This is a genomic window from Azospirillum brasilense (genome assembly GCF_005222205.1).
In the GTDB taxonomy this organism is placed as follows: domain Bacteria; phylum Pseudomonadota; class Alphaproteobacteria; order Azospirillales; family Azospirillaceae; genus Azospirillum; species Azospirillum brasilense_G.
In genome coordinates this window covers 1,276,401-1,294,219 of the sequence record NZ_CP032346.1, presented here as the reverse complement: position 1 = coordinate 1,294,219, position 17,819 = coordinate 1,276,401, and the positions used below count along the sequence as shown (strand labels likewise).

16 protein-coding genes and 1 riboswitch are annotated in these 17,819 nt (G+C 70.3%); of the genes, 5 read left to right on the top strand and 11 right to left on the bottom strand.

The genetic code is table 11. The features are described from left to right. Positions 1–3: 3 nt before the first annotated feature. Positions 4–1,452: an acyl-CoA reductase gene (locus D3869_RS19890; RefSeq protein ID WP_137141572.1), complete on the bottom strand. Its 1,449-nt coding sequence runs from the start codon at positions 1,450–1,452 to the stop codon at positions 4–6. Then, a complete protein-coding gene (locus D3869_RS19885; RefSeq protein ID WP_137141571.1) occupies positions 1,452–2,531 on the bottom strand; it encodes a long-chain fatty acid--CoA ligase in 1,080 nt (359 codons plus the stop codon). Before D3869_RS19885 ends, D3869_RS19890 begins: the two co-directional genes overlap by 1 nt. A 76-nt stretch (positions 2,532–2,607) precedes the next feature. Continuing rightward, positions 2,608–2,736: riboswitch (TPP riboswitch) on the bottom strand. A 341-nt stretch (positions 2,737–3,077) separates the two neighbouring features. On the opposite strand from D3869_RS19885, the gene D3869_RS19880 reads away from it, so the two are divergent. Then, on the top strand, positions 3,078–4,802 hold the full coding sequence (locus D3869_RS19880) for a DUF5672 family protein (protein ID WP_137141570.1): 1,725 nt from the start codon (positions 3,078–3,080) through the stop codon (positions 4,800–4,802). Between the two features lie 15 nt (positions 4,803–4,817). On the opposite strand, the gene D3869_RS19875 is transcribed toward D3869_RS19880, so the two are convergent. From D3869_RS19875 to D3869_RS19835, 9 genes are all read right to left on the bottom strand, one after another. Beyond that, positions 4,818–6,101 (bottom strand): acetylornithine deacetylase/succinyl-diaminopimelate desuccinylase family protein, encoded by a 1,284-nt coding sequence (locus tag D3869_RS19875; protein WP_137141569.1) that lies wholly within the window; start codon positions 6,099–6,101, stop codon positions 4,818–4,820. A 75-nt stretch (positions 6,102–6,176) separates the two neighbouring features. Beyond that, entirely contained in the window at positions 6,177–7,181 is a 1,005-nt protein-coding gene (locus D3869_RS19870) for a formate dehydrogenase subunit gamma (RefSeq protein WP_137141568.1), read from the bottom strand. Positions 7,182–7,337: 156 nt separating this feature from the next. Beyond that, entirely contained in the window at positions 7,338–7,973 is a 636-nt protein-coding gene (gene fdh3B, locus D3869_RS19865) for a formate dehydrogenase FDH3 subunit beta (protein ID WP_137141567.1), read from the bottom strand. 25 nt (positions 7,974–7,998) lie between these two features. Continuing rightward, positions 7,999–10,917 (bottom strand): formate dehydrogenase subunit alpha, encoded by a 2,919-nt coding sequence (locus tag D3869_RS19860; protein ID WP_137141566.1) that lies wholly within the window; start codon positions 10,915–10,917, stop codon positions 7,999–8,001. A 28-nt stretch (positions 10,918–10,945) separates the two neighbouring features. Next, on the bottom strand, positions 10,946–11,161 hold the full coding sequence (locus D3869_RS19855) for a twin-arginine translocation signal domain-containing protein (protein ID WP_137141565.1): 216 nt from the start codon (positions 11,159–11,161) through the stop codon (positions 10,946–10,948). After that, entirely contained in the window at positions 11,151–11,831 is a 681-nt protein-coding gene (locus tag D3869_RS19850) for a TorD/DmsD family molecular chaperone (RefSeq protein WP_137141564.1), read from the bottom strand. Before D3869_RS19850 ends, D3869_RS19855 begins: the two co-directional genes overlap by 11 nt. A 135-nt stretch (positions 11,832–11,966) precedes the next feature. Beyond that, a complete protein-coding gene (locus D3869_RS19845) occupies positions 11,967–12,530 on the bottom strand; it encodes a DUF3306 domain-containing protein (protein ID WP_137141563.1) in 564 nt (187 codons plus the stop codon). Next, positions 12,523–13,047: a DUF3305 domain-containing protein gene (locus D3869_RS19840; protein WP_137141562.1), complete on the bottom strand. Its 525-nt coding sequence runs from the start codon at positions 13,045–13,047 to the stop codon at positions 12,523–12,525. The genes D3869_RS19845 and D3869_RS19840 overlap by 8 nt, the downstream gene beginning before the upstream one ends. After that, entirely contained in the window at positions 13,044–13,649 is a 606-nt protein-coding gene (locus D3869_RS19835) for a biotin/lipoate--protein ligase family protein (RefSeq protein ID WP_137141561.1), read from the bottom strand. Before D3869_RS19835 ends, D3869_RS19840 begins: the two co-directional genes overlap by 4 nt. Before the next feature lie 94 nt (positions 13,650–13,743). Here D3869_RS19835 and D3869_RS19830 point away from each other — a divergent pair, with 94 nt between their 5' ends. From D3869_RS19830 to nadC, 4 genes are all read left to right on the top strand, one after another. Then, positions 13,744–14,091: a hypothetical protein gene (locus D3869_RS19830; RefSeq protein WP_237905426.1), complete on the top strand. Its 348-nt coding sequence runs from the start codon at positions 13,744–13,746 to the stop codon at positions 14,089–14,091. Between the two features lie 101 nt (positions 14,092–14,192). Further along, positions 14,193–15,203 (top strand): quinolinate synthase NadA, encoded by a 1,011-nt coding sequence (gene nadA / locus D3869_RS19825; protein ID WP_137141560.1) that lies wholly within the window; start codon positions 14,193–14,195, stop codon positions 15,201–15,203. A gap of 169 nt (positions 15,204–15,372) precedes the next feature. Beyond that, a complete protein-coding gene (locus tag D3869_RS19820) occupies positions 15,373–16,995 on the top strand; it encodes an L-aspartate oxidase (protein ID WP_137141559.1) in 1,623 nt (540 codons plus the stop codon). Then, a complete protein-coding gene (nadC, locus tag D3869_RS19815) occupies positions 16,980–17,813 on the top strand; it encodes a carboxylating nicotinate-nucleotide diphosphorylase (RefSeq protein WP_137141558.1) in 834 nt (277 codons plus the stop codon). Before D3869_RS19820 ends, nadC begins: the two co-directional genes overlap by 16 nt. Positions 17,814–17,819: the final 6 nt, after the last annotated feature.

Here is a 17,819-nt window from a genome sequence, read left to right as displayed (position 1 = left end):
GCCTTAATCCGTGTAGGGGGCGAAGATGTCCGCCGCCCGTTCCGCCGAGCCTTCGATCTCGGTCATGGTGACGAGGTCCAGCAGGTTGAACCGCCCGTCATGGTGCCAGCCCGCCTCCGGCGCGGTCATGCGGCCGAGCGCGCAGAGGCGCGTCACCCCGACCGCCCCCAGCGCCCCGGCGAGCGCGAACAGTTCCTCCGGCGACGCGGCGATGCCCACGGTCTGGAGGAAGGCGCGGTAGGGCGCCAGCCCCGGCACCGCGTCGGCCAGCCGGTCCACCGCCACCACCGTCACCGTGCGGTTCAGCCCGCAAGGCGAGAGACCGTCCGCGGCGTCGGTGTAGGCGACGGCCCAGCTTCCCGCCGGATCGCCCAGCAGGGCGCGGCTGGGGTCGGCAAAGCCCTTCGTCTCCTCCGCGTTGCGCCAGGACGCGACGCTGCCCGCCTCGCCCATCGACAGGGGGCGGCGCGGGAACTTGCTGCCCAGGGCGTCCAGCTCATGCGCCAGATAGCCGGCGAACTCCCGCGGCGACACCCGGCCGCCGCGCTCCACGAAAAAGGTCTGGGGCGAGTAGCAGCCCTGCTGGTCGTAGCGCGCCACGTCATAGGCCGCCTGCCGCGCCACCGCCCCCGCCTTCCCGGCGTCGAGCGCGGAGCGGGCGACCATGCCGAAGCTGATCTTGTGCCCGTAGGGCAGGAAGCGCGTGGTGATCGGCACCCGCGCCCGGATGGCCTCCAGCGCGTCGTTGCCGCCATAGGCGACCACCGTGTCGGCGCGGGCCAGCCACGCCCGCTCCGCCGCCTCGTCGCCGCCCTTCCACCAGACGATGGCGATGCAATCGGCCAGTTGCGGATCGATCTCCGCCAGGATTTGCGCGAACCAGCCGGCGAACAGCGGCTCGGCGCTCGGCAGCTTGCCGACCGTGCCGGCCTTGACCAGCAGGCCGGAGATCAGGCTCCACAGCGGCAGGCCCGGCACGTTGCCCGCCCAGACATGCAGCAGCAGTTCCGGCCCAAAGGCGCGGGCGAAGCCGCCCTTGGGCATGGGCTGAAAATCGTCGAGCACCGCCGGGTTGGCGAAATCCTCGGCGATGAACTTCCGAAGCTCCGGCCCGCGGAAGGTCTTCAGATAGCCGGTCAGCCCCAGCCGGACCATCTCCGCGTCGTAGCCGGTGACCAGCGGCAGCAGCCGTTCCGCCTTTTGCCGCCACGGGTCGTCGCGGTCGAGCAGCCGGGCGACGGCGCGGTCGATGGCGGCGGCGATCTCCGCGACGGTGCGGCTTCTCAAATAGGTCCGCGCGTTGGCCCGCACCCGCGTCGCCAGCTCGGCGATCTGCGCCTCGCTCAGCACCGGCACCGCGACGTCGAGCGTCTCGGCGCCGCGCCGGAAAGTCAGCGTCCGCCAGTCCACCGCGTCGGCGGACAGCCCCGGCAGATGCCCGGCGCGCTCCATCAGGAGGCCCGCGCCGCTTTGAGGAAGTCCTCGACCGCCATGGAGCAGCCCTTGGCGTCCGCCCCGTCGGCCCGGCCGAGAAGCTGGAAGCCGCCGTCCACCTCCACCCCCGCATCCTCGGTCAGGATGGCCGACGCGCAGTTGAAATGGGCCAGATCGTGATGGACCAGAACGCCGACGCTGCCGCGCGGCACCTCCTGCCCGGTCAGCGGGTTGATGACCCGGCTGCGGATCCAGTGCGGGCCGGACTTCACCGACGGGCAGGCCTCGTTGCCGTCGTCGTAGAACTGGGTGCTCAGCTCGGTCATGCCGTACATGTTGATGCACAGCCGGCGCGGCACGCCGAAGGTCGCGGACAGGCGGCTGTAGAACTCCTCCGCCGCCATCTCGCGCGACTGGCCCTTGAAGCCGCCGGTGTCGAGGATGCGGCTGCCCGCCGGCAGGGCGAAGCTCCGCCCCCGCTCGGCCAGCGCGTCCATCAGATGCACGACGCTGAAGCTCGCCCCCAGCAGGGCATAGGGTTCGCCGGTTTCCTCGGCGCGGGACAGCTCGGCGATGGCCCCGTCCACGTCCAGCCCGGCGTCGGAGACGAAATAGCGGCTCTCCGCCGTCCCGAACGCGCTCCTGGCCAGCGCCAGATAATGGGCGAGCGAGGAGTTGGGCATCGCCTGCTCGGTCGGGAACAGGATGCCCATGCGCAGCCGGTCAAACTCGCCCATGAAGCGGCGGCGGAAATTGACGGTCATGGAGCGGTCGTAGACCGCCAGCGTCGGGTGGTGGCTCTTTCCCCGCACGCCCTTGGTCGTGCCGCTGGTCATGAAGACGTGCGGGCATTCCTCCGGCGGGCGTCCGCTCAGCGTCAGGTCCTTGAAGGCGCTGATCGGCACGGCGGGCACGTCGCGCCAGCTCTTCACCGTGCGCAGGGTGCGCGCCCGCTGGGTGGCGAAGCGGCGGTAGGGGGCGTTGGTCTCGAACTGGTGGGCGAAGACGGCGAGCGCCATGCGGTTGAACGCCTCCTCGTCCGCCTCTCCGGCGGCGATGAAGGCCAGCAGCTCTTCGACAAGTCGGGCTTCGGTCACGTCCGCACACACCTTTTGCAGCGCCAACAAACTGCTGCCGGGACAAGCGGTGTCTGGATGGAATGGGGGTACGCCGTGCCGCCCTTCAGTCCCGTCCCTACGCCGGTATGACCCGGATCAGGTTCGATGGGTCACCGCGTTGTCCGGATGAAAGCGCCGGACCGGCGGAGTCTCAGCCTCCTAGCGAGGCCCCCAGGGAACACTTCGCAAGCTAAGGGACCGGCCCCCGCCCGTCAAGGAGGTCGGGCTAACGAACGGAGGCATTGCCTTTGGAGCCCCTCTCCCGTCCCGGGAGAGGGAAGGGGCCCACGCGAAGCGTGGGAAGGGTGAGGGTACCGCCGAGAATCAGCGCCTTGATCCTTGCATGACCCTCACCCGCCCGCTCCGCGGGCCCCCTCTCCCGGGACGGGAGAGGGATTTGACGTCGAATGCGACGCCCCCGCCCGTCAAAGGAGGACCGGCGCTCCGCCCGTGGCAGCCCCACAACCGGCGTGATAGGATCCGCGCCCGCGGGCGGCCGACGCCGGCGGCAGAACGGGGAACGGCATGGTGAGGATCGAGGACTGCACGCTGGTGTTCGCCGACACGGCGAACCACGCCCTGGTCGAGATGGCCATCCGGGACAGCATCGCCGCCTGCCGCTTCTCCAGCGTCCTGCTGCTCTCCGACCGCGACCCGAAGATCCCCGGCGTCGATTTCCACCGCATCGCCCCGATCAACGACATCGACGATTATTCGGACACGATCAACGTCCGCCTGCGCCGGCTGGTGACGACGGGCCATGTCCTGGTCGCGCAGTGGGACGGCTTCATCGCCGATCCGCAGGCCTGGACGGAGGAGTTCCGCGCCTTCGACTACATCGGCGCCCGCTGGGGCTGGTACGACGACGGTATGACGGTGGGGAACGGCGGCTTCTCCCTGCGCTCCGCCGCCCTGCTCGACCGGCTGCGCGACCTACCCTTCGAGGCCGGCATTCCCGAGGACCACGTCATCTGCCGGACCGAGCGCCCGGCGCTGGAGAAGGCCGGCATCCGCTTCGCCCCGGAGGCCGTGGCCGACCGCTTCGCCTTCGAGCGGACGCCGGTGCCGGGGCCGGCCTTCGGCTTCCACGGCCTGTTCAACTTCGGCAAGGTGCTGGGCGACCGCGCGCTGGAGGAGCGGATCGAGGTCATGGACGGCCCGCTCCTCGACAGGCGGGAGTACACGGACCTGATGACCAGCCTCGCGCTGTCCGGACGCAAGGCGCCCTTCGCCTCCATGGTCCGCAAGCTGGTGGCGCGGCGGGACGAGACGTTCCTGCGCTCCCAGATCACCGAATGGACGGCCGGTGCCGCGCGGGATTATGCGCTGGCCCTGGCCGACGCCGTGCAGACGACGGCGGCGCCGGGATCGCGCTGGCCGGCGGTGGCCGCGCCGCAGCGCCGCCAGCCGAAGATCTACGACTGCTTCACCTTCCACAACGAACTCGACCTTCTGGAGCTGCGCTTCCGCGAGCTGTACGACACGGTCGACCAGTTCGTGATCGTCGAGGCCAAGCAGACCTTCACCGGCGCGCCCAAACCCCTGCATTTCATGGAGGAGCGCCACCGCTTCCTGCCCTTCCTGGACAAGGTGAAGCTGGTCGTCGCCCCGGACTTCCCGGAAACCGACAATCCCTGGGTGCGCGAGCGGGCGCAGCGGAACGCCATCGCGCTCGGGCTGGACAAGGTGGAGCCGGACGACATCGTCATCATTTCGGACGTGGATGAGATCCTCCGCGCGCGGTCGGTCGCGTCGCTGCGCGACAGTCCGGCGATGATCGCGGGATTCCGCGTGCCGTGCTTCTACTTCAAGTTCAACTTCATGAACGTCGAGGGCGAGAATTTCGACATCGTCCCCATCGCCGTCCGCGGCCTGATGGCTAAAACGACCACGCCTCAGCAGATCCGCGAATGCCGCGGCGCTCTGGACCGCTACACGCCCGAGACGCGCCCGCCCTATGTGGACATCCTGCCGCACGCGGGCTGGCATTTCTCCTACATCGGCGACGACGCCTTCATCCGGCACAAGATCAGGAGCTTCGCGCACCAGGAACTGAACCGCGACGACATCCTCCACGGCATCGACGTGCCCCGCTTCCTGGCGGAAGGCAGCGACATCTTCAACCGTCCCGGCTACCGCTGGCAGTCCGTGGAGTTGAACGACTATTTCCCGGCGGTCCTGTTGGCCGAACGCGAACGCTGGGCGGACTTCATCGCCGAGGAGGTCGGCGGCCGGGTCACCTGGAAATAGCGGGAACCGCCCCGCCTACACCTCCCGCCGCAGCAGCGACAGGGCGGCCATCGCCATCACCTGCGCGGAATGGACCATGTCGTCGATGCCCACATACTCGTCCGGCTGGTGGGCGAGGTCGAGGATGCCGGGGCCGTAGGCGATGCAGTCCTTGAGATGCCCGACCCGTGCGATGTGCTTCTGGTCGTAGGTGCCGGGGGACACCACCTGCGCCGCCGGGCGGCCCAGCACCGTCTCGATGGCCGCCCCCACCGCCCGCACCACCGGCGCGTCGGCGTCGGTCAGGGTGGGCAGGAAGGCCAGCACCTCGCGCAGTTCATAGTCGAAGCCGGAGCGCTCGCGGCGCAAGCCCTCCAGGATGCCGGTGATCTCCGCCCGCACCTCCTCCGGGTCCTCCTCGATCAGGTAGCGGCGGTCGATGACCATGCGGCAGCGGTCGGGCACCATCGGGCTGGGCAGGCCGCCATGGTTCTCCGGCTGGCCGCCATGGATGGCGTTGATGTTCAGCGTGGATTGCCGCGCCCCTTCCGGGACCACCGGCATGGCGGTGCGCTTGGCGGCCAGACGGGGAATCAGCTCCGTCTCGATCCGGTGCAGCACGGCCCCCATGTGGCGCACCGCGCAGTTGCCGAGGAAGGGCATGGACCCGTGGGCGACGCGGCCCTTCGTTTCGATCTCCGCCCACCAGACGCCGCGGTGGCCGATGCACACCCGGTCCACGTTTAGCGGCTCCGGGATGATGACGTGGTCGACGCGCGGGCGGGAGAAGTAGCCGAGCGTGGCGAGATGCCCGACCCCGCCGTAGCCGCCGGACTCCTCGTCCACCGTGCCGGAGATTTCCAGCGCGCCGGGGAAGGGGATGCCCGCCTCCAGGATCGCCTCCACGGCGATGATCGAGGCGGCGATGCCGCCCTTCATGTCGCAGGCGCCGCGGCCATAGACGCGCCCGTCCTTCACGACGCCTTCGAAGGGATCGACCGTCCAGCCCTGGCCGGCGGGCACCACGTCGATGTGGCCGTTGAAGTGGACGCAGGGGCCGGGCTCACGACCCTCAATGCGGGCGACGATGTTGGTGCGCGGGTAGCGGTCGCTGTCGCCCGGCGCCCCGTCCGCCCGCACATACTCCACGGCGAAGCCGCGCCCGGCCAGCCGCCGGCCGAGGAGCTCCGCGCAATCGGTGTAGACGTCGCCGGGCGGGTTCACGGTGGGGATGCGGATCAGGTCGCGGGTCAGCGCGACGAGGTCGTCGCGCCGCTCCGCGATGCGGCGGAACAGCGACTCCCGGTGGTCGAGCGGCATGCATCACCCCCACGCACAATTCGTCGCGCGGAAGGATCGGTCATGCCGGCGCGCCTGTCGAGGGGGTTCCGCGCCTCACTCCGCCGCGTGATGCCGCAACCGCCCGTCCTGATTGGCCTGCCCGTTGCGGATTTGCTCCTCATACCAGCGGCGGTGATGGTCCTTGGCCCAGTTCTCGTCCACCACGCCGCGGCCCATGGCGTCGAAGGCGCCTTCCATGCCGATGGTGCCGATGTAGATGTGCCCGATGATCAGCGCGATCATCAGCGCGGCCACCACCCCGTGCGCCACATGCAGGATCTGCATGCCGCCGATCCCGGTGACGGCGAAGGGCATCATCAGCAGGAAGCCGGTGAGCGACAGCGCGAAGCCGCCGAACACCACCGCCCAGAAGACGCCCTTCTGGCCGGCGTTGAAGCGTCCGGCCTCCGGATGCTCGCCGGACTTGTTCAGCACGCCGCCGAGCGTCTTCAGCCAGACGAGATCGGCCTTCTCCGGGATGTTGTCGCGCACCCACAGCACGAAGATCATCAGCAGCCCGAGGACGAAGGGCACGCTGAAGAAGTTGTGCATGTACTTGCTGGCCTCGGCCAGCATCGTGAAGTTCGGATGGCCGATCAGCGGGATCAGCAGCATGCGCCCGAAGGTCAGGATCAGCCCGGTCACCGCCATCAGCAGGAAGCTGACCGCCGTGGTCCAATGGGCGAAGCGGTCCATGCCGCTGAAGCGCGGCACCGGACGCCCCGACCGGCCGCCCTGGATGCGGATGGTGCCGCGGATCAAATAGAAGATCGCCAGCGCCGCGATCGGCCCCAGGATCAGCGCCCCCGCGATGATCTTCAGCCAGACCATGCGGAACTCGCGCCATTCCCGCCCCTCCGGCTGAACCAGGACGCCCAGCTTCGCGTCGGGGATGCTGACCCGCCCGGACAGCTTGCCGTCCGGCGTCTGGTAGAGCTGCACCTCGTCCTTCGACGTTGGCGAGGTTGGCCCCGGCGTCTGGTAGAACTGCGCCTGCACCGCCGGGGCGGCGAGCAGCAGAACGAACAGGACCAGCAGGGGGCGCAGGAGCTTCGTCATGGCGCGTCCTTCCCTAGAAAATATGCGCTTTGCGGGGTGCTGCATCGGGACAAACTCGCCCCCACCCCGGCCCTCCCCCGCTTTGCAGGGGAGGGAGAATTGTCCCCTCTACCGCGACAGCGGGGGAGGGTTAGGGAGGGGGCATACCCCACCCGCTCAGCTCCCGCCCGTGCCCTCGCGGCCCGGGCTGAAGGCGTCGCCACGGTCGTTCTGGCCATAGGCGGTGGACCAGCCCCAGGCGCCGGAGCCGTAGCCGCGGCGCACCGTCCGCTCCTTGTAGATGTCGGCCAGGACGTCGCCGTCACCGGCCATCAGCGCGCGGGTGGAACACATCTCCGCACAGAGCGGCAGCTTGCCCTCGGCCAGCCGGTTGGTGCCGTATTTCTGGTACTCCTCCATCGTGTTGTCCTCTTCGGGACCGCCGGTGCAGAAGGTGCATTTGTCCATCTTGCCGCGGCCGCCGAAGTTGGTCGCCTGCGGGTACTGCGGCGCGCCGAAGGGGCAGGCGTAGAAGCAGTAGCCGCAGCCGATGCACAGGTCCTTCGAGTGCAGCACCACCCCGTCGGCCGTCTGGTAGAAGCAATCCACCGGGCAGACCGCGGCGCAGGGCGGGTCGTTGCAGTGCATGCAGGCCATGGAGATCGACCGCTCGCCCGGCACGCCGTCCTTCAGCGTGATGACGCGGCGCCGGTTGATGCCCCAGGGGATGTCGTGCTCGTTCTTGCAGGCGGTGACGCAGGCGTTGCACTCGATGCAGCGTTCCGCGTCGCACAGGAATTTCATGCGGGCCATGGTTGTCTGTCCTCCTTGCGGCGCGTCAGGCCGGTTCGACGCGGCACAGCGTCACCTTGGTTTCCTGCATGAAGGTCATGGGGTCGTAGCCGTAGGTCGTCACCCCGTTGGCCGGCTCGCCCAGGACGATGGGGTCGGTGCCCGGCGGGTAGTTCTCCCGCAGGCTGTTGCCCTGCCAGTAGCCGGAGAAGTGGAAGGGCATGAAAACCGTGCCGGTGCCGATGCGTTCGGTCACCAACGCGCGCATCCGCGCCTTCGCGTTGTCCTCCGGCCCATAGACCCAGACCATGCCGCCGTCGCGGATACCCAGACGCTCGGCGTCCTTGGGGTTGATCTCCACGAACATCGTCTGCTGCAGCTCGGCCAGCCAGGGGTTGGAGCGGGTCTCCTCGCCGCCGCCCTCATACTCGACCAGCCGTCCGGAGGTCAGGATGAAGGGGAAGCGCTGGCGGATGTCGCTGTCCGCGATCTTGAACTGGAGCGAGCGGGCGAGCTGCGGCAGGCGGTAGTCGCGCCGGTCCTCGATCGCCGGGAACTCCTTCACCAGCTCGGGCCGCGGGGAGTAGATCGGCTCGCGGTGCCGCGGCACCGGGTCGGGCAGGTTCCAGGCGACGGCGCGCGCCTTGGCGTTGCCGTGCGGCACGCAGCCGTGCTTCAGCGCGACGCGGATGATGCCCATCGACAGGTCGGTCTGCCAGCTCACCTCGTCGGTCTTGTCGCCGCCGATGGCCTGGATGACGCGCATCTCCTCCGCCGTCAGGTCCTTGTCCCAGCCCAGCTTGCGCAGCATCGCCATGGTGAATTCGGGATAGCCGTCCTCGATCTCCGACCCCTTGGAATAGGAGCCGTCGGCGAGCAGGCTGACGCCGTTGCGCTCCACCCCGAAGCGGGCGCGGAAGACGCCGCCGCCCTCCATCACGTGCTTGGAGGTGTCGTAGAGGACGGCACAGCCGGGATGCTTCAGTTCCGGATGGCCCCAGCAGGGCCAGGGCAGGCCGTAATACTCGCCCTTCAGCGGGCCGCTGGTCGCCTGCATGGTGATCTTGTCGAAATCGGCCTGATGCTTCATGTGCATCTTCAGCCGCTCCGGCGACTGGCCGGTGTAGCCGGTGGACAGACAGCCGCGGTTGATCTCGCGCAGGATGTCCTCCGGCACCGGGCGGGTCTGCTCCACCGTAATGTGCTTGAACATCTCGTCGGCGAAGCCGAACTTGCGGGCCAGCAGGTAGATGATCGTGTAGTCGTCCTTGGACTCGAAGATCGGCTCCACGACCTTCTCGCCCCACTGCACCGACCGGTTGGAGCAGGTGCGCGAGCCGTCCGTCTCGAACTGGGTGCAGGCGGGCAGGATGTAGGTGCCGTTCTTCCGCTCCTTGAAGGCGGCGAAGGTGGTCGGGTGCGGGTCGGCGATGACCAGCAGGGACAGCTGCTCCAGCCCCTTCAGCATCTCCGGCATGCGGGTGACGGTGTTGCCGCCGTGGCCGAAGACGACCATCGCCTTCAGCGGCGACGGCTGCTCGATCTCCTCCGGCTTGTAGGTGACTCCGTCGAACCAGCGGGTGGTCGGGATGCCCTTGGCCTCCATCAGCTCCTTGGACCCGAAGCGGCTCTTCATCCAGTCGTAATCGACGTCCCAGACGCGGCAGAAATGCTTCCACGCCCCCTCGGCCAGCCCGTAGTAGGAGGGCAGCGTGGAGACGTCGAGGCCGAAGTCGGTGGCGCCCTGCACGTTGCAGTGGCCGCGGTAGATGTTCGCCCCGCCGCCGGCCGTGCCGATGTTGCCCAGCGCCAGCTGCAGGATCGACAGGGCGCGGACGTTGGCGGTGCCGGTGGTCTTCTGGGTGATGCCCATGCACCAGATGACGGTGGACGGCCGGTTCTTCGCCAGCGCCTCCGCCACGCGGTAGAGCTGCTCGCCGGGCACGCCGCTGACCCGCTCCACCGTCGCGGGGTCCCACTTCTTCACCTCGGCGCGGATCTCGTCCATGCCGTAGACGCGCTGGCGAATGTACTCCTTGTCCTCCCAGCCGTTCTCGAAGATGTGCCAGAGGATGCCCCAGGTGACCGGGATGTCGGTGCCGGGGCGGATGCGCACATAGTCGGTGGCGTGGGCGGCGGTGCGGGTGAAGCGCGGGTCGATGACGATGAAGGGCGCGCGGTTGTGCTCCTTCCCGCGCAGCATGTGCGGCAGCGAGACCGGGTGGGCCTCCGCCGGGTTGCCGCCGATGATCAGCAGCGCCTTGGAATTCTGGATGTCGTTGTAGCTGTTGGTCATGGCGCCGTAGCCCCAGGTGTTCGCCACCCCGGCGACCGTGGTGCTGTGGCAGATGCGCGCCTGATGATCGACGTTGTTGGTTCCCCAGAAGGCCGCCAGCTTGCGGAAGAGATAGGCGCCCTCGTTGGAGAATTTGGCGGAGCCCAGCCAGAAGGTGGCGTCCGGCCCGGACTGCTGGCGGATCTCCAGCAGCTTGGTCCCGATCTCCTCGATGGCTTGGTCCCAGGAGATGCGCTGCCACTGGCCGTCCACCAGCTTCATCGGGTATTTCACCCGCCGCTCGCCCTTGGTCAGCTCACGCACCGAGGCGCCCTTCGCGCAATGCGCGCCCTGGCTGATCGGGCTTTCCCAGCCCGGTTCCTGCCCAGTCCAGACGCCGTTCTGCACCTCCGCGATCACCGTGCAGCCGACGGAGCAGTGGGTGCACACGTTCTTGCGGGTGACGACTTCGACGTTGGGCAGGGTCGGCCCGGCCTCGGCCTTCCGGATCATCGCGGCGGGCAGCGCGCCGAGCGCCGCCATGCCCCCGGCGGCGAGGCCGGAGGTCTTCAGGAAGCCGCGGCGGTCGACGGTTTCTCCCAGCCCGGCGGTGCCCGCCGACAGCCCGTTCAGGCGGCGGGACAGGGAGGCGCGGGTGGCGGCGGTTCCGGCGTTGCGCTTGACGAGCATGGGGCGGCCCTCTGGATCAAAGTCGCGGTCAGAGTCGGTTCAGCGCGTAGAACCGCTTCACGTGTTCGGTTTCGCGGTAGCGGGACTTCACCTGCTCCTGCCGCGATTCCATCGCTTCCGCCGGGGCGGCGCGCAGGGTCGCGGCCGCGGCGGCGGCCCCCGCCGCACCGAGCCCGAGGCCTTTCAGCAGGCTCCGGCGTTCCAGTCCGGCCTTGCCGGCTTTCGGGTTGTCGTCACGGTGCATGGATCGTGCCCTCCCGCTGGTCGGCCCCGCGAGGCGCGCCCGGAGGGGCGGACGCGATCATCGCGAAGGCGTTGGTCTCGATGTCCAGGAACAGCCGCCCGAAGGTGCCCAGGGGCCGGTAGAAATGCGCCGCCGACGCCTCCTCCAGGTCCTGGAAGAAGCGTCCCGCCCACGGGGCGAGGTGGCGCTCGAAGAAGCGCTTCTGGCGCGGCAGGTCCGGTTCGCCGTCCGTCGTTCCGACGGTTCCGGCGGCCAGCGCGCCCATGATCTCGGCGATGGCGGCGATGTGGTCCTCCGGCTCGCTGACGCCGGGAGCGCGCTCGATGCCCAGCGCCTGCATGTCCTCGCGCAGGCGGGCGAGCGGCCGGTCGATCAGGAATCCGGTGCGGTAGTAGGAGGCGAAGGGAACCAGCTCTCCCCGCGTCACCCCGAGGAACAGCTCATGATACTCGCGCTCGGCCCGGTGTTCGCCGTCCGGGTCGTCGGCGAGCGTACGGGCGCGTGCGGCCAGATCGCTGATGGCCCGGCCCAGCGGCGAAGCGTCACCGGCCAAAGCGCCGACCGTGGCCAGCAGGTCGCGCGACGGCGGGCGCGCCAACAGGTGGGCCAGCAGGCCGTACGCCTGCGCCCGCAGCCGATCCGCGTCGTCGATGATGGCCGTTTCCGCCATGCCCTTGCCCCGCTTCGCCTTTTCCGTGGCCGGTTAAGGTCCGGCTCATCAGGGACAACAGCGGGATTGCCCAAAGGTTGCGCAGTCCAGGCGGGGTGGTGGGCTCGCCTGACTGCTTCAGCGCTTGCCCCCTCCCTAACCCTCCCCCGCTTTCGCAGGGGAGGGAACTGCCGCCGCTTCGCAACCATCTCCCTCCCCTGCGCAGCGGGGGAGGGTCGGGGTGGGGGCAAGGACCTCGCTTTCCTCAGGCTTATCCATGTCAGCCACCACCACCTCCTCCGGCTCCTCCTCCTCCGGGGGTTTCTCGTCGGTGGCGATGCGATCCAGCAGGTCGGCGATGCGGTCGGTGGCGAGCAGCTTGCCGTAGCCGGGGGCGTTGCAGTCCCAGTCATACTCGGCGAAGCCGCGGAAGCCCGCGATCACCGGGTCGCTGGTCCAGGCCTTACGCAGGGCCAGCCGTTTCAGCTCCTGCGGGACGTTGCTGGCGAGAAAGCCGGTGTAATCGCTGTCCGCGCCCAGGCTCTCCACCGGCGGCAGGCTTTCCGGGTCGAAGGGTTCCGGCGGCGGAACGGCAATGGCCTGCGGCTCCTCCGCCGCGTCCCGCCCCTCCTGCGGCTCGGAGGGCTCGACGGGAAGCGCGCGCGCCTCCTGCTTGCGGCGGGACCAGCGGGACAGGAAACCTTCGGACCCGTCATCCATGACTCTGATCCTTTCCGGGTTGGGAAACCGGTGCACGGCGGGCCAGCGCCTCCGGGTCGGCGCGGTCGCGCTGGCGCTTGTAGAAGGGCCGTTCGGTGTGGTGGCGGGCCACGAAATCGCGCATCCATTCCGCGAGATCGGGCGGCAGGGGGATCGCCTCGATCAGGTCGTCGCCCGCGTCGGAATGGGCGTCGACCTCGCCGGGATCGACGGTGACGGCGAGCAGCCGCAGCCCCGGCTCCTCCGCGCAGCGGCGCAGGATGACGTAGAGCATCGGGTGGCCGCCCTTCAGATTCTCGACGTAGTTCTCCGTCTCGCCGGGATGGAGCACGATCTCGGTGGCGCCAGCGTAATAACCGGTGCGCTCGCCATCCTGAGCCAGCACGGTCCAGGGCGCGCGGTCGGGCAGCGCCGGCAGGGCGCCGGTCACCCGCCAGCGCGCGTCCACCCACGGGTTGTCGATGCGCTGGCGCTCCACCGTGATGCCGACGCCGCGCCGGTCGGCCGGCCCGGTCATGACCGCGTCCCCTGTGCCGTGGGGATCAGCCGCTGCTCCCAGACCCGCCGCACCGGCTCGAAGCCCGCGTCCATCCAGCGGTCGATCCAGGTCAGGAAATGCCGGGTGAAGCTCTCCAGCACCGCCACGGCGTCGGTGTCGCCGAAGCCCTCCTCGCGCAGCGCCGTACGGTCGGGGTGGCGTCCGGGGTCGGGGTCGTCCGGGTCGCCCAGAACCTCCAGCTCCGCGCCGACCACGGCCCAGGCGGGAAGCCCGTCCTCGGCGCCGGGGCCGAGAGCGACGGTCACCCCGCCGGCCACGGCACCGTTCAGCAGCAGTCGGCCCGCGCCGTCGAAACGGATGCTCTGGTTCGGCGGCCCCAGCGCCTCCAGCGCGTCGGCCAGCGCCACCAGGGTGACGGCGGCGAGGCCGTCGCCCGCGTCCGGGCGGTCGGGGACCAGCACCACCGCCACGTCCAGCCGGTCGCGCCGGCCGCTGTGGACGAGCGTGCCGGGCGCCGCTCCCTCCGCGGCGAAGCGGCAGGCGGTGGCGAAGGGGCCGCCCGCCTCGGCGGGCCAGGGCTGGAAGATGGGCGGCAGAGTCGGAGTGTCGGTCGGGTCCATGCCTCTGATAACGCATGAGCGGGAGGGTTGGTGCCCGCGCCTGTTGGTGGGGGGACGGCCTTGTCACCCCCCTTGCCCAAAGGAGTCCGCCGCCTTGCTCGCTGCTCTCATTTCTTCCAGCCTTGTCGCCGGGCTGCTGATGACCGGCAACGTCATCGCCCAGGAAGCCACCAAGGAGTCGCTGTCCAACGACATCAAGGTGCAGCAAAGCCAGGAGCCGCCCCCCAACCAGCAGGGTGTCCGCGCGCCGAAGGCCACCACCAGCGGCGAAACCCAGGGGGCGGAGCTTCAGCAGGCGCTGGCCGACGTTCGCCGGGCGCCGCCCGACCTCCAGGGCAACCCGGTGCCGCGTCCGAACCAATGGGCCAGCGAGCCCGACATGGGGCACGAGCCGACCCGCTCCGAGAACCCCTCGGACCTGAGCAGCCAGGAAGCCAAGTAAGGCGAATCACCGACGTTCCGCGCGACGCATTCTTTTCCTCTTGATATGCTCCAATTGAGCATTTATGGTTTTGCTCATAGCGAGCATTAAAGGAATGCGCCATGCGCGACACCACCGGCCTTGCCTACACGCCCGACATCGCCGCGGCGACGCAGCCGATCTACGAGCGCATGAAGCGCGTGGTCCCCGCCGTCGAGTGGCCGTTCCACGCCCCGCTGGTCCACGAGATCAACCGCCTGAAGCGGGAGCGCAACGCGGTGATCCTCGCGCACAACTACCAGACGCCGGAGATCTTCCACGGCGTGGCCGACATCGTCGGCGACAGCCTGGCGCTCGCCGCGCGGGCGACCGAGACCGACGCCGACGTCATCGTGCTCGCCGGCGTGCATTTCATGGCGGAGACGGCGAAGCTGCTGAACCCGGCCAAGACGGTGCTGATCCCCGACACCGGGGCGGGCTGCTCGTTGGCCGAATCGATCACCGCAGCCGACGTGCGGCTGCTGCGCGAGCGCTATCCGGGCGTGCCGGTGGTCGCCTACGTCAACACCTCGGCCGACGTGAAGGCGGAGGTGGACATCTGCTGCACCTCCGGCAACGCGGTGGAGGTGGTGGAATCGCTGGGCGCGCCGCGCGTCATCATGCTGCCCGACGAGTATCTGGCGAAGTACGTCGCCACCCAGACCAGCGTCGAGATCATCGCCTGGAAGGGCCATTGCGAGGTGCACGAGCGCTTCACCGGCGACGAGATCCGGGAGTTCCGCGGGCGCTTCGACGAGCTGATCGTCATCGCCCATCCGGAATGTCCGCCCGACGTGCTGGAGGCCGCGGACTTCGTCGGCTCCACCGCGCGCATGGTCGATTTCGTGGCGGACCGCCGCCCGCCGCGGGTGCTGATGGTCACCGAATGCTCGATGAGCGACAACGTCGCCGCCGCCTCGCCGGCGACGGAGTTCGTGCGGCCCTGCAACCTGTGCCCGCACATGAAGAAGATCACGCTGGCGAACATCCTGGACAGCCTGCGCACGCTGGAACCGCAGGTGACCATCGCGCCGGAGGTGGCCGACCGCGCCCGCCGTTCGGTGGAACGGATGCTGGCCGTCAAGCCGCGCTGATCCTCCATCATCCATTCCCTCTCCCGGCACGGGAGAGGGTGGCCCGAAGGGCCGGGTGAGGGTCGCGCGAGGATCAAGGCGCTGATCCTTGCCGGTACCCTCACCCTCCCTCTCCCGGCATGGGAGAGGGAGGCTCTCGTCAAAATTCCCTCTCGTCGGGAGGCTTTCCATGCCCACCCCCTACACGGTCCGCGATTCGGAGGTGGTCGTCATCGGCTCCGGCATGGCCGGGCTGACCGCCGCCCTGCATCTGGCGCCGCGCGCCGTCACGCTGCTGACCAAGACGCCGGACCTGCCGGGCGGCTCCAGCAACCACGCCCAGGGCGGCATCGCCGCCGCCATCGGCCCCGGCGACGGGCCGGAGGCGCACGCCGCCGACACGGTGGCCGCCGGCGCCGGCTTCGTGGACGCCGGACGCGCCCTGCTGCTGACCCGCGAGGGGGCGGAGCGGGTGCGGGCGCTGCTCCTCGCCGGGCTGCCCTTCGACCGCGGGGCCGACGGCGCGCCGCTGCTGGGGCGGGAGGCGGCGCATGGGGCGGCGCGCATCGTCCATGCCGGCGGCGACGCCACCGGGGCGACGCTGGTCGCGGCGCTGGCCGAGCGGGTGCGCGCCACCCCGTCGATCCGGGTGGAAAGCAACGCCTTCGCCGTCGATCTCGCGGTGCGCCACGGGCGGGTCTGCGGCGTGCTGGCTTGCCATTCCGAAGGCTGGGTGTTCCACCGCGCGCCGCGCGTGGTGCTGGCGACCGGCGGGGTCGGCGGGGCCTACGCCCGCACCACCAACCCGCCGGAGGCGACCGGCGACGGGCTGGCGCTGGCCGCCCGGGCCGGGGCGCTGCTCGCCGACGTGGAGTTCGTGCAGTTCCATCCCACGGCGCTTGCCGTGGACGCCGATCCCGCCCCGCTGCTGACCGAGGCGCTGCGCGGCGCCGGGGCGCTGCTGCTCGACCGTCGCGGGGTCCGTTTCATGGCGGCGGAACATCCCTTGGCCGAGCTGGCGCCGCGCGACGTGGTGGCCCGCGCCATTGGCGCCCGCGTCGCGGCGGGCGAGCCGGTGTTGCTGGATCTGCGCCCGGCGCTGGCCGCCAAGCCGGACGGCTTCCCCACGGTGCTGGCGCTCTGCGCCGCCCATGGGCTGGACCCGTGGCGGGAGCCGGTGCCGGTCGCCCCGGCGGCGCATTACCACATGGGTGGGGTGGTCACCGATCCCGCCGGGCGGACCAGCCTGGACGGGCTGTGGGCCTGCGGCGAGGTCGCCTGCACCGGCGTCCACGGCGCCAACCGGCTGGCCAGCAATTCGCTGCTGGAAGCGCTGGTGTTCGGCGCGCGGGTCGCCCGCGACGTGGCCGGGCGGGACCTGCCCCCCCTGCCGCCCTTCGCCCTGCCCGACATCCCGGCCATCGCCGGGGAGATCGGCGCCGGCCTGCTCGACGCCATGACGGACGAGTCCCGCCGCACGCTCTACCAGGGCGCCGGGCTGGTGCGCGACGGGGTGGGGCTGTTGGCCGCCCGGCGCAAGCTGGACCGGCTCGCCGTGGCGCTCGACGCGCTGTGCGGCGGCGGCCCGGCGGACCTCCCCGCCGTCCGCCGCTGGGGCGAGGCGCGCAACCGCCTGCTGGCCGGGCGGCTGATCGTCCACGCAGCGCTCGCCCGCAGCGAAAGCCGCGGGGCGCATTTCCGCACCGATTTCCCGCAGGAAGACCCGGCAGCGCAGCGCCACCGCTTCACCCTCACCGACCTGACCGGGGCCGCCGGCCCCCTTTCCGGAGACGCCGCATGCTCCATCCTCTGACCTATGAACCGATCGTCCGCGCCGCCCTGGCGGAGGACCTCGGGCGGGCCGGCGACATCACCACCGACAGCATCGTCCCGGCGGACGCCGTGGCGACGGCGCGGGTGGCCGCGCGCAGGGACGGGCGCGTCGCCGGGCTGGAGGTCGCCCTGTCCGCCTTCCGCATCCTTGACCCGGTGGCGGAGCTGCGGGTGGAGCAGGGCGACGGCGCCGACGTGGCCCCCGGTGCCACCATCGCCACCGTGACGGCCCGCGCCCGCGCCCTGCTGACGGCAGAGCGCACGGCGCTGAATCTCCTGGGCCGCCTGTCCGGCATCGCCACCGCCACCCGCGCGCTGGTGCGCGAGGTCGAAGGGACCCGCGCCCGCATCGTCTGCACCCGCAAGACCACCCCCGGCCTGCGCGTCCTGGAGAAGCAAGCGGTGCGGCTGGGCGGCGGCTTTAACCACCGCTTCGGGCTCGACGACGCGGTGCTGGTCAAGGACAACCACATCGCCGTGGCCGGCGGCATCCGCCCGGCGGTCGAGCGCGTCCGCGCCGCCATCGGCCACATGGTGAAGGTGGAGGTCGAGGTGGACACTCTGGCGCAGCTCGAGGAGCTGCTGACCCTGCCGGTCGACGTCGTCCTGCTCGACAACATGGACCCGCAGACGCTGCGCCGCGCCGTCGCCCTGGTGGACGGCCGCATGGTGACGGAGGCGTCGGGCAACGTCACCCTGTCCACCGTGAGGGCCATCGCCGAGGCCGGCGTCGATATGATCTCGGTCGGCTGGCTGACCCACAGCGCGCCGAACCTGGACGTCGGGTTGGATATGTAGCGACCC

Bases quoted from the DNA above. Each gene is read 5' to 3' on its own strand.
- D3869_RS19835 (WP_137141561.1), bottom strand. From the start codon at position 13,649: ATGGACCCGACCGACACTCCGACTCTGCCGCCCATCTTCCAGCCCTGG.
- D3869_RS19875 (WP_137141569.1), bottom strand. From the start codon at position 6,101: ATGCCGCTCGACCACCGGGAGTCGCTGTTCCGCCGCATCGCGGAGCGG.
- nadC (WP_137141558.1), top strand. From the start codon at position 16,980: ATGCTCCATCCTCTGACCTATGAACCGATCGTCCGCGCCGCCCTGGCG.
- D3869_RS19845 (WP_137141563.1), bottom strand. From the start codon at position 12,530: ATGGATGACGGGTCCGAAGGTTTCCTGTCCCGCTGGTCCCGCCGCAAG.
- nadA (WP_137141560.1), top strand. From the start codon at position 14,193: ATGCGCGACACCACCGGCCTTGCCTACACGCCCGACATCGCCGCGGCG.
- D3869_RS19840 (WP_137141562.1), bottom strand. From the start codon at position 13,047: ATGACCGGGCCGGCCGACCGGCGCGGCGTCGGCATCACGGTGGAGCGC.
- D3869_RS19820 (WP_137141559.1), top strand. From the start codon at position 15,373: ATGCCCACCCCCTACACGGTCCGCGATTCGGAGGTGGTCGTCATCGGC.
- D3869_RS19855 (WP_137141565.1), bottom strand. From the start codon at position 11,161: ATGCACCGTGACGACAACCCGAAAGCCGGCAAGGCCGGACTGGAACGC.
- D3869_RS19890 (WP_137141572.1), bottom strand. From the start codon at position 1,452: ATGGAGCGCGCCGGGCATCTGCCGGGGCTGTCCGCCGACGCGGTGGAC.
- fdh3B (WP_137141567.1), bottom strand. From the start codon at position 7,973: ATGGCCCGCATGAAATTCCTGTGCGACGCGGAACGCTGCATCGAGTGC.
- D3869_RS19880 (WP_137141570.1), top strand. From the start codon at position 3,078: ATGGTGAGGATCGAGGACTGCACGCTGGTGTTCGCCGACACGGCGAAC.
- D3869_RS19850 (WP_137141564.1), bottom strand. From the start codon at position 11,831: ATGGCGGAAACGGCCATCATCGACGACGCGGATCGGCTGCGGGCGCAG.
- D3869_RS19860 (WP_137141566.1), bottom strand. From the start codon at position 10,917: ATGCTCGTCAAGCGCAACGCCGGAACCGCCGCCACCCGCGCCTCCCTG.
- D3869_RS19870 (WP_137141568.1), bottom strand. From the start codon at position 7,181: ATGACGAAGCTCCTGCGCCCCCTGCTGGTCCTGTTCGTTCTGCTGCTC.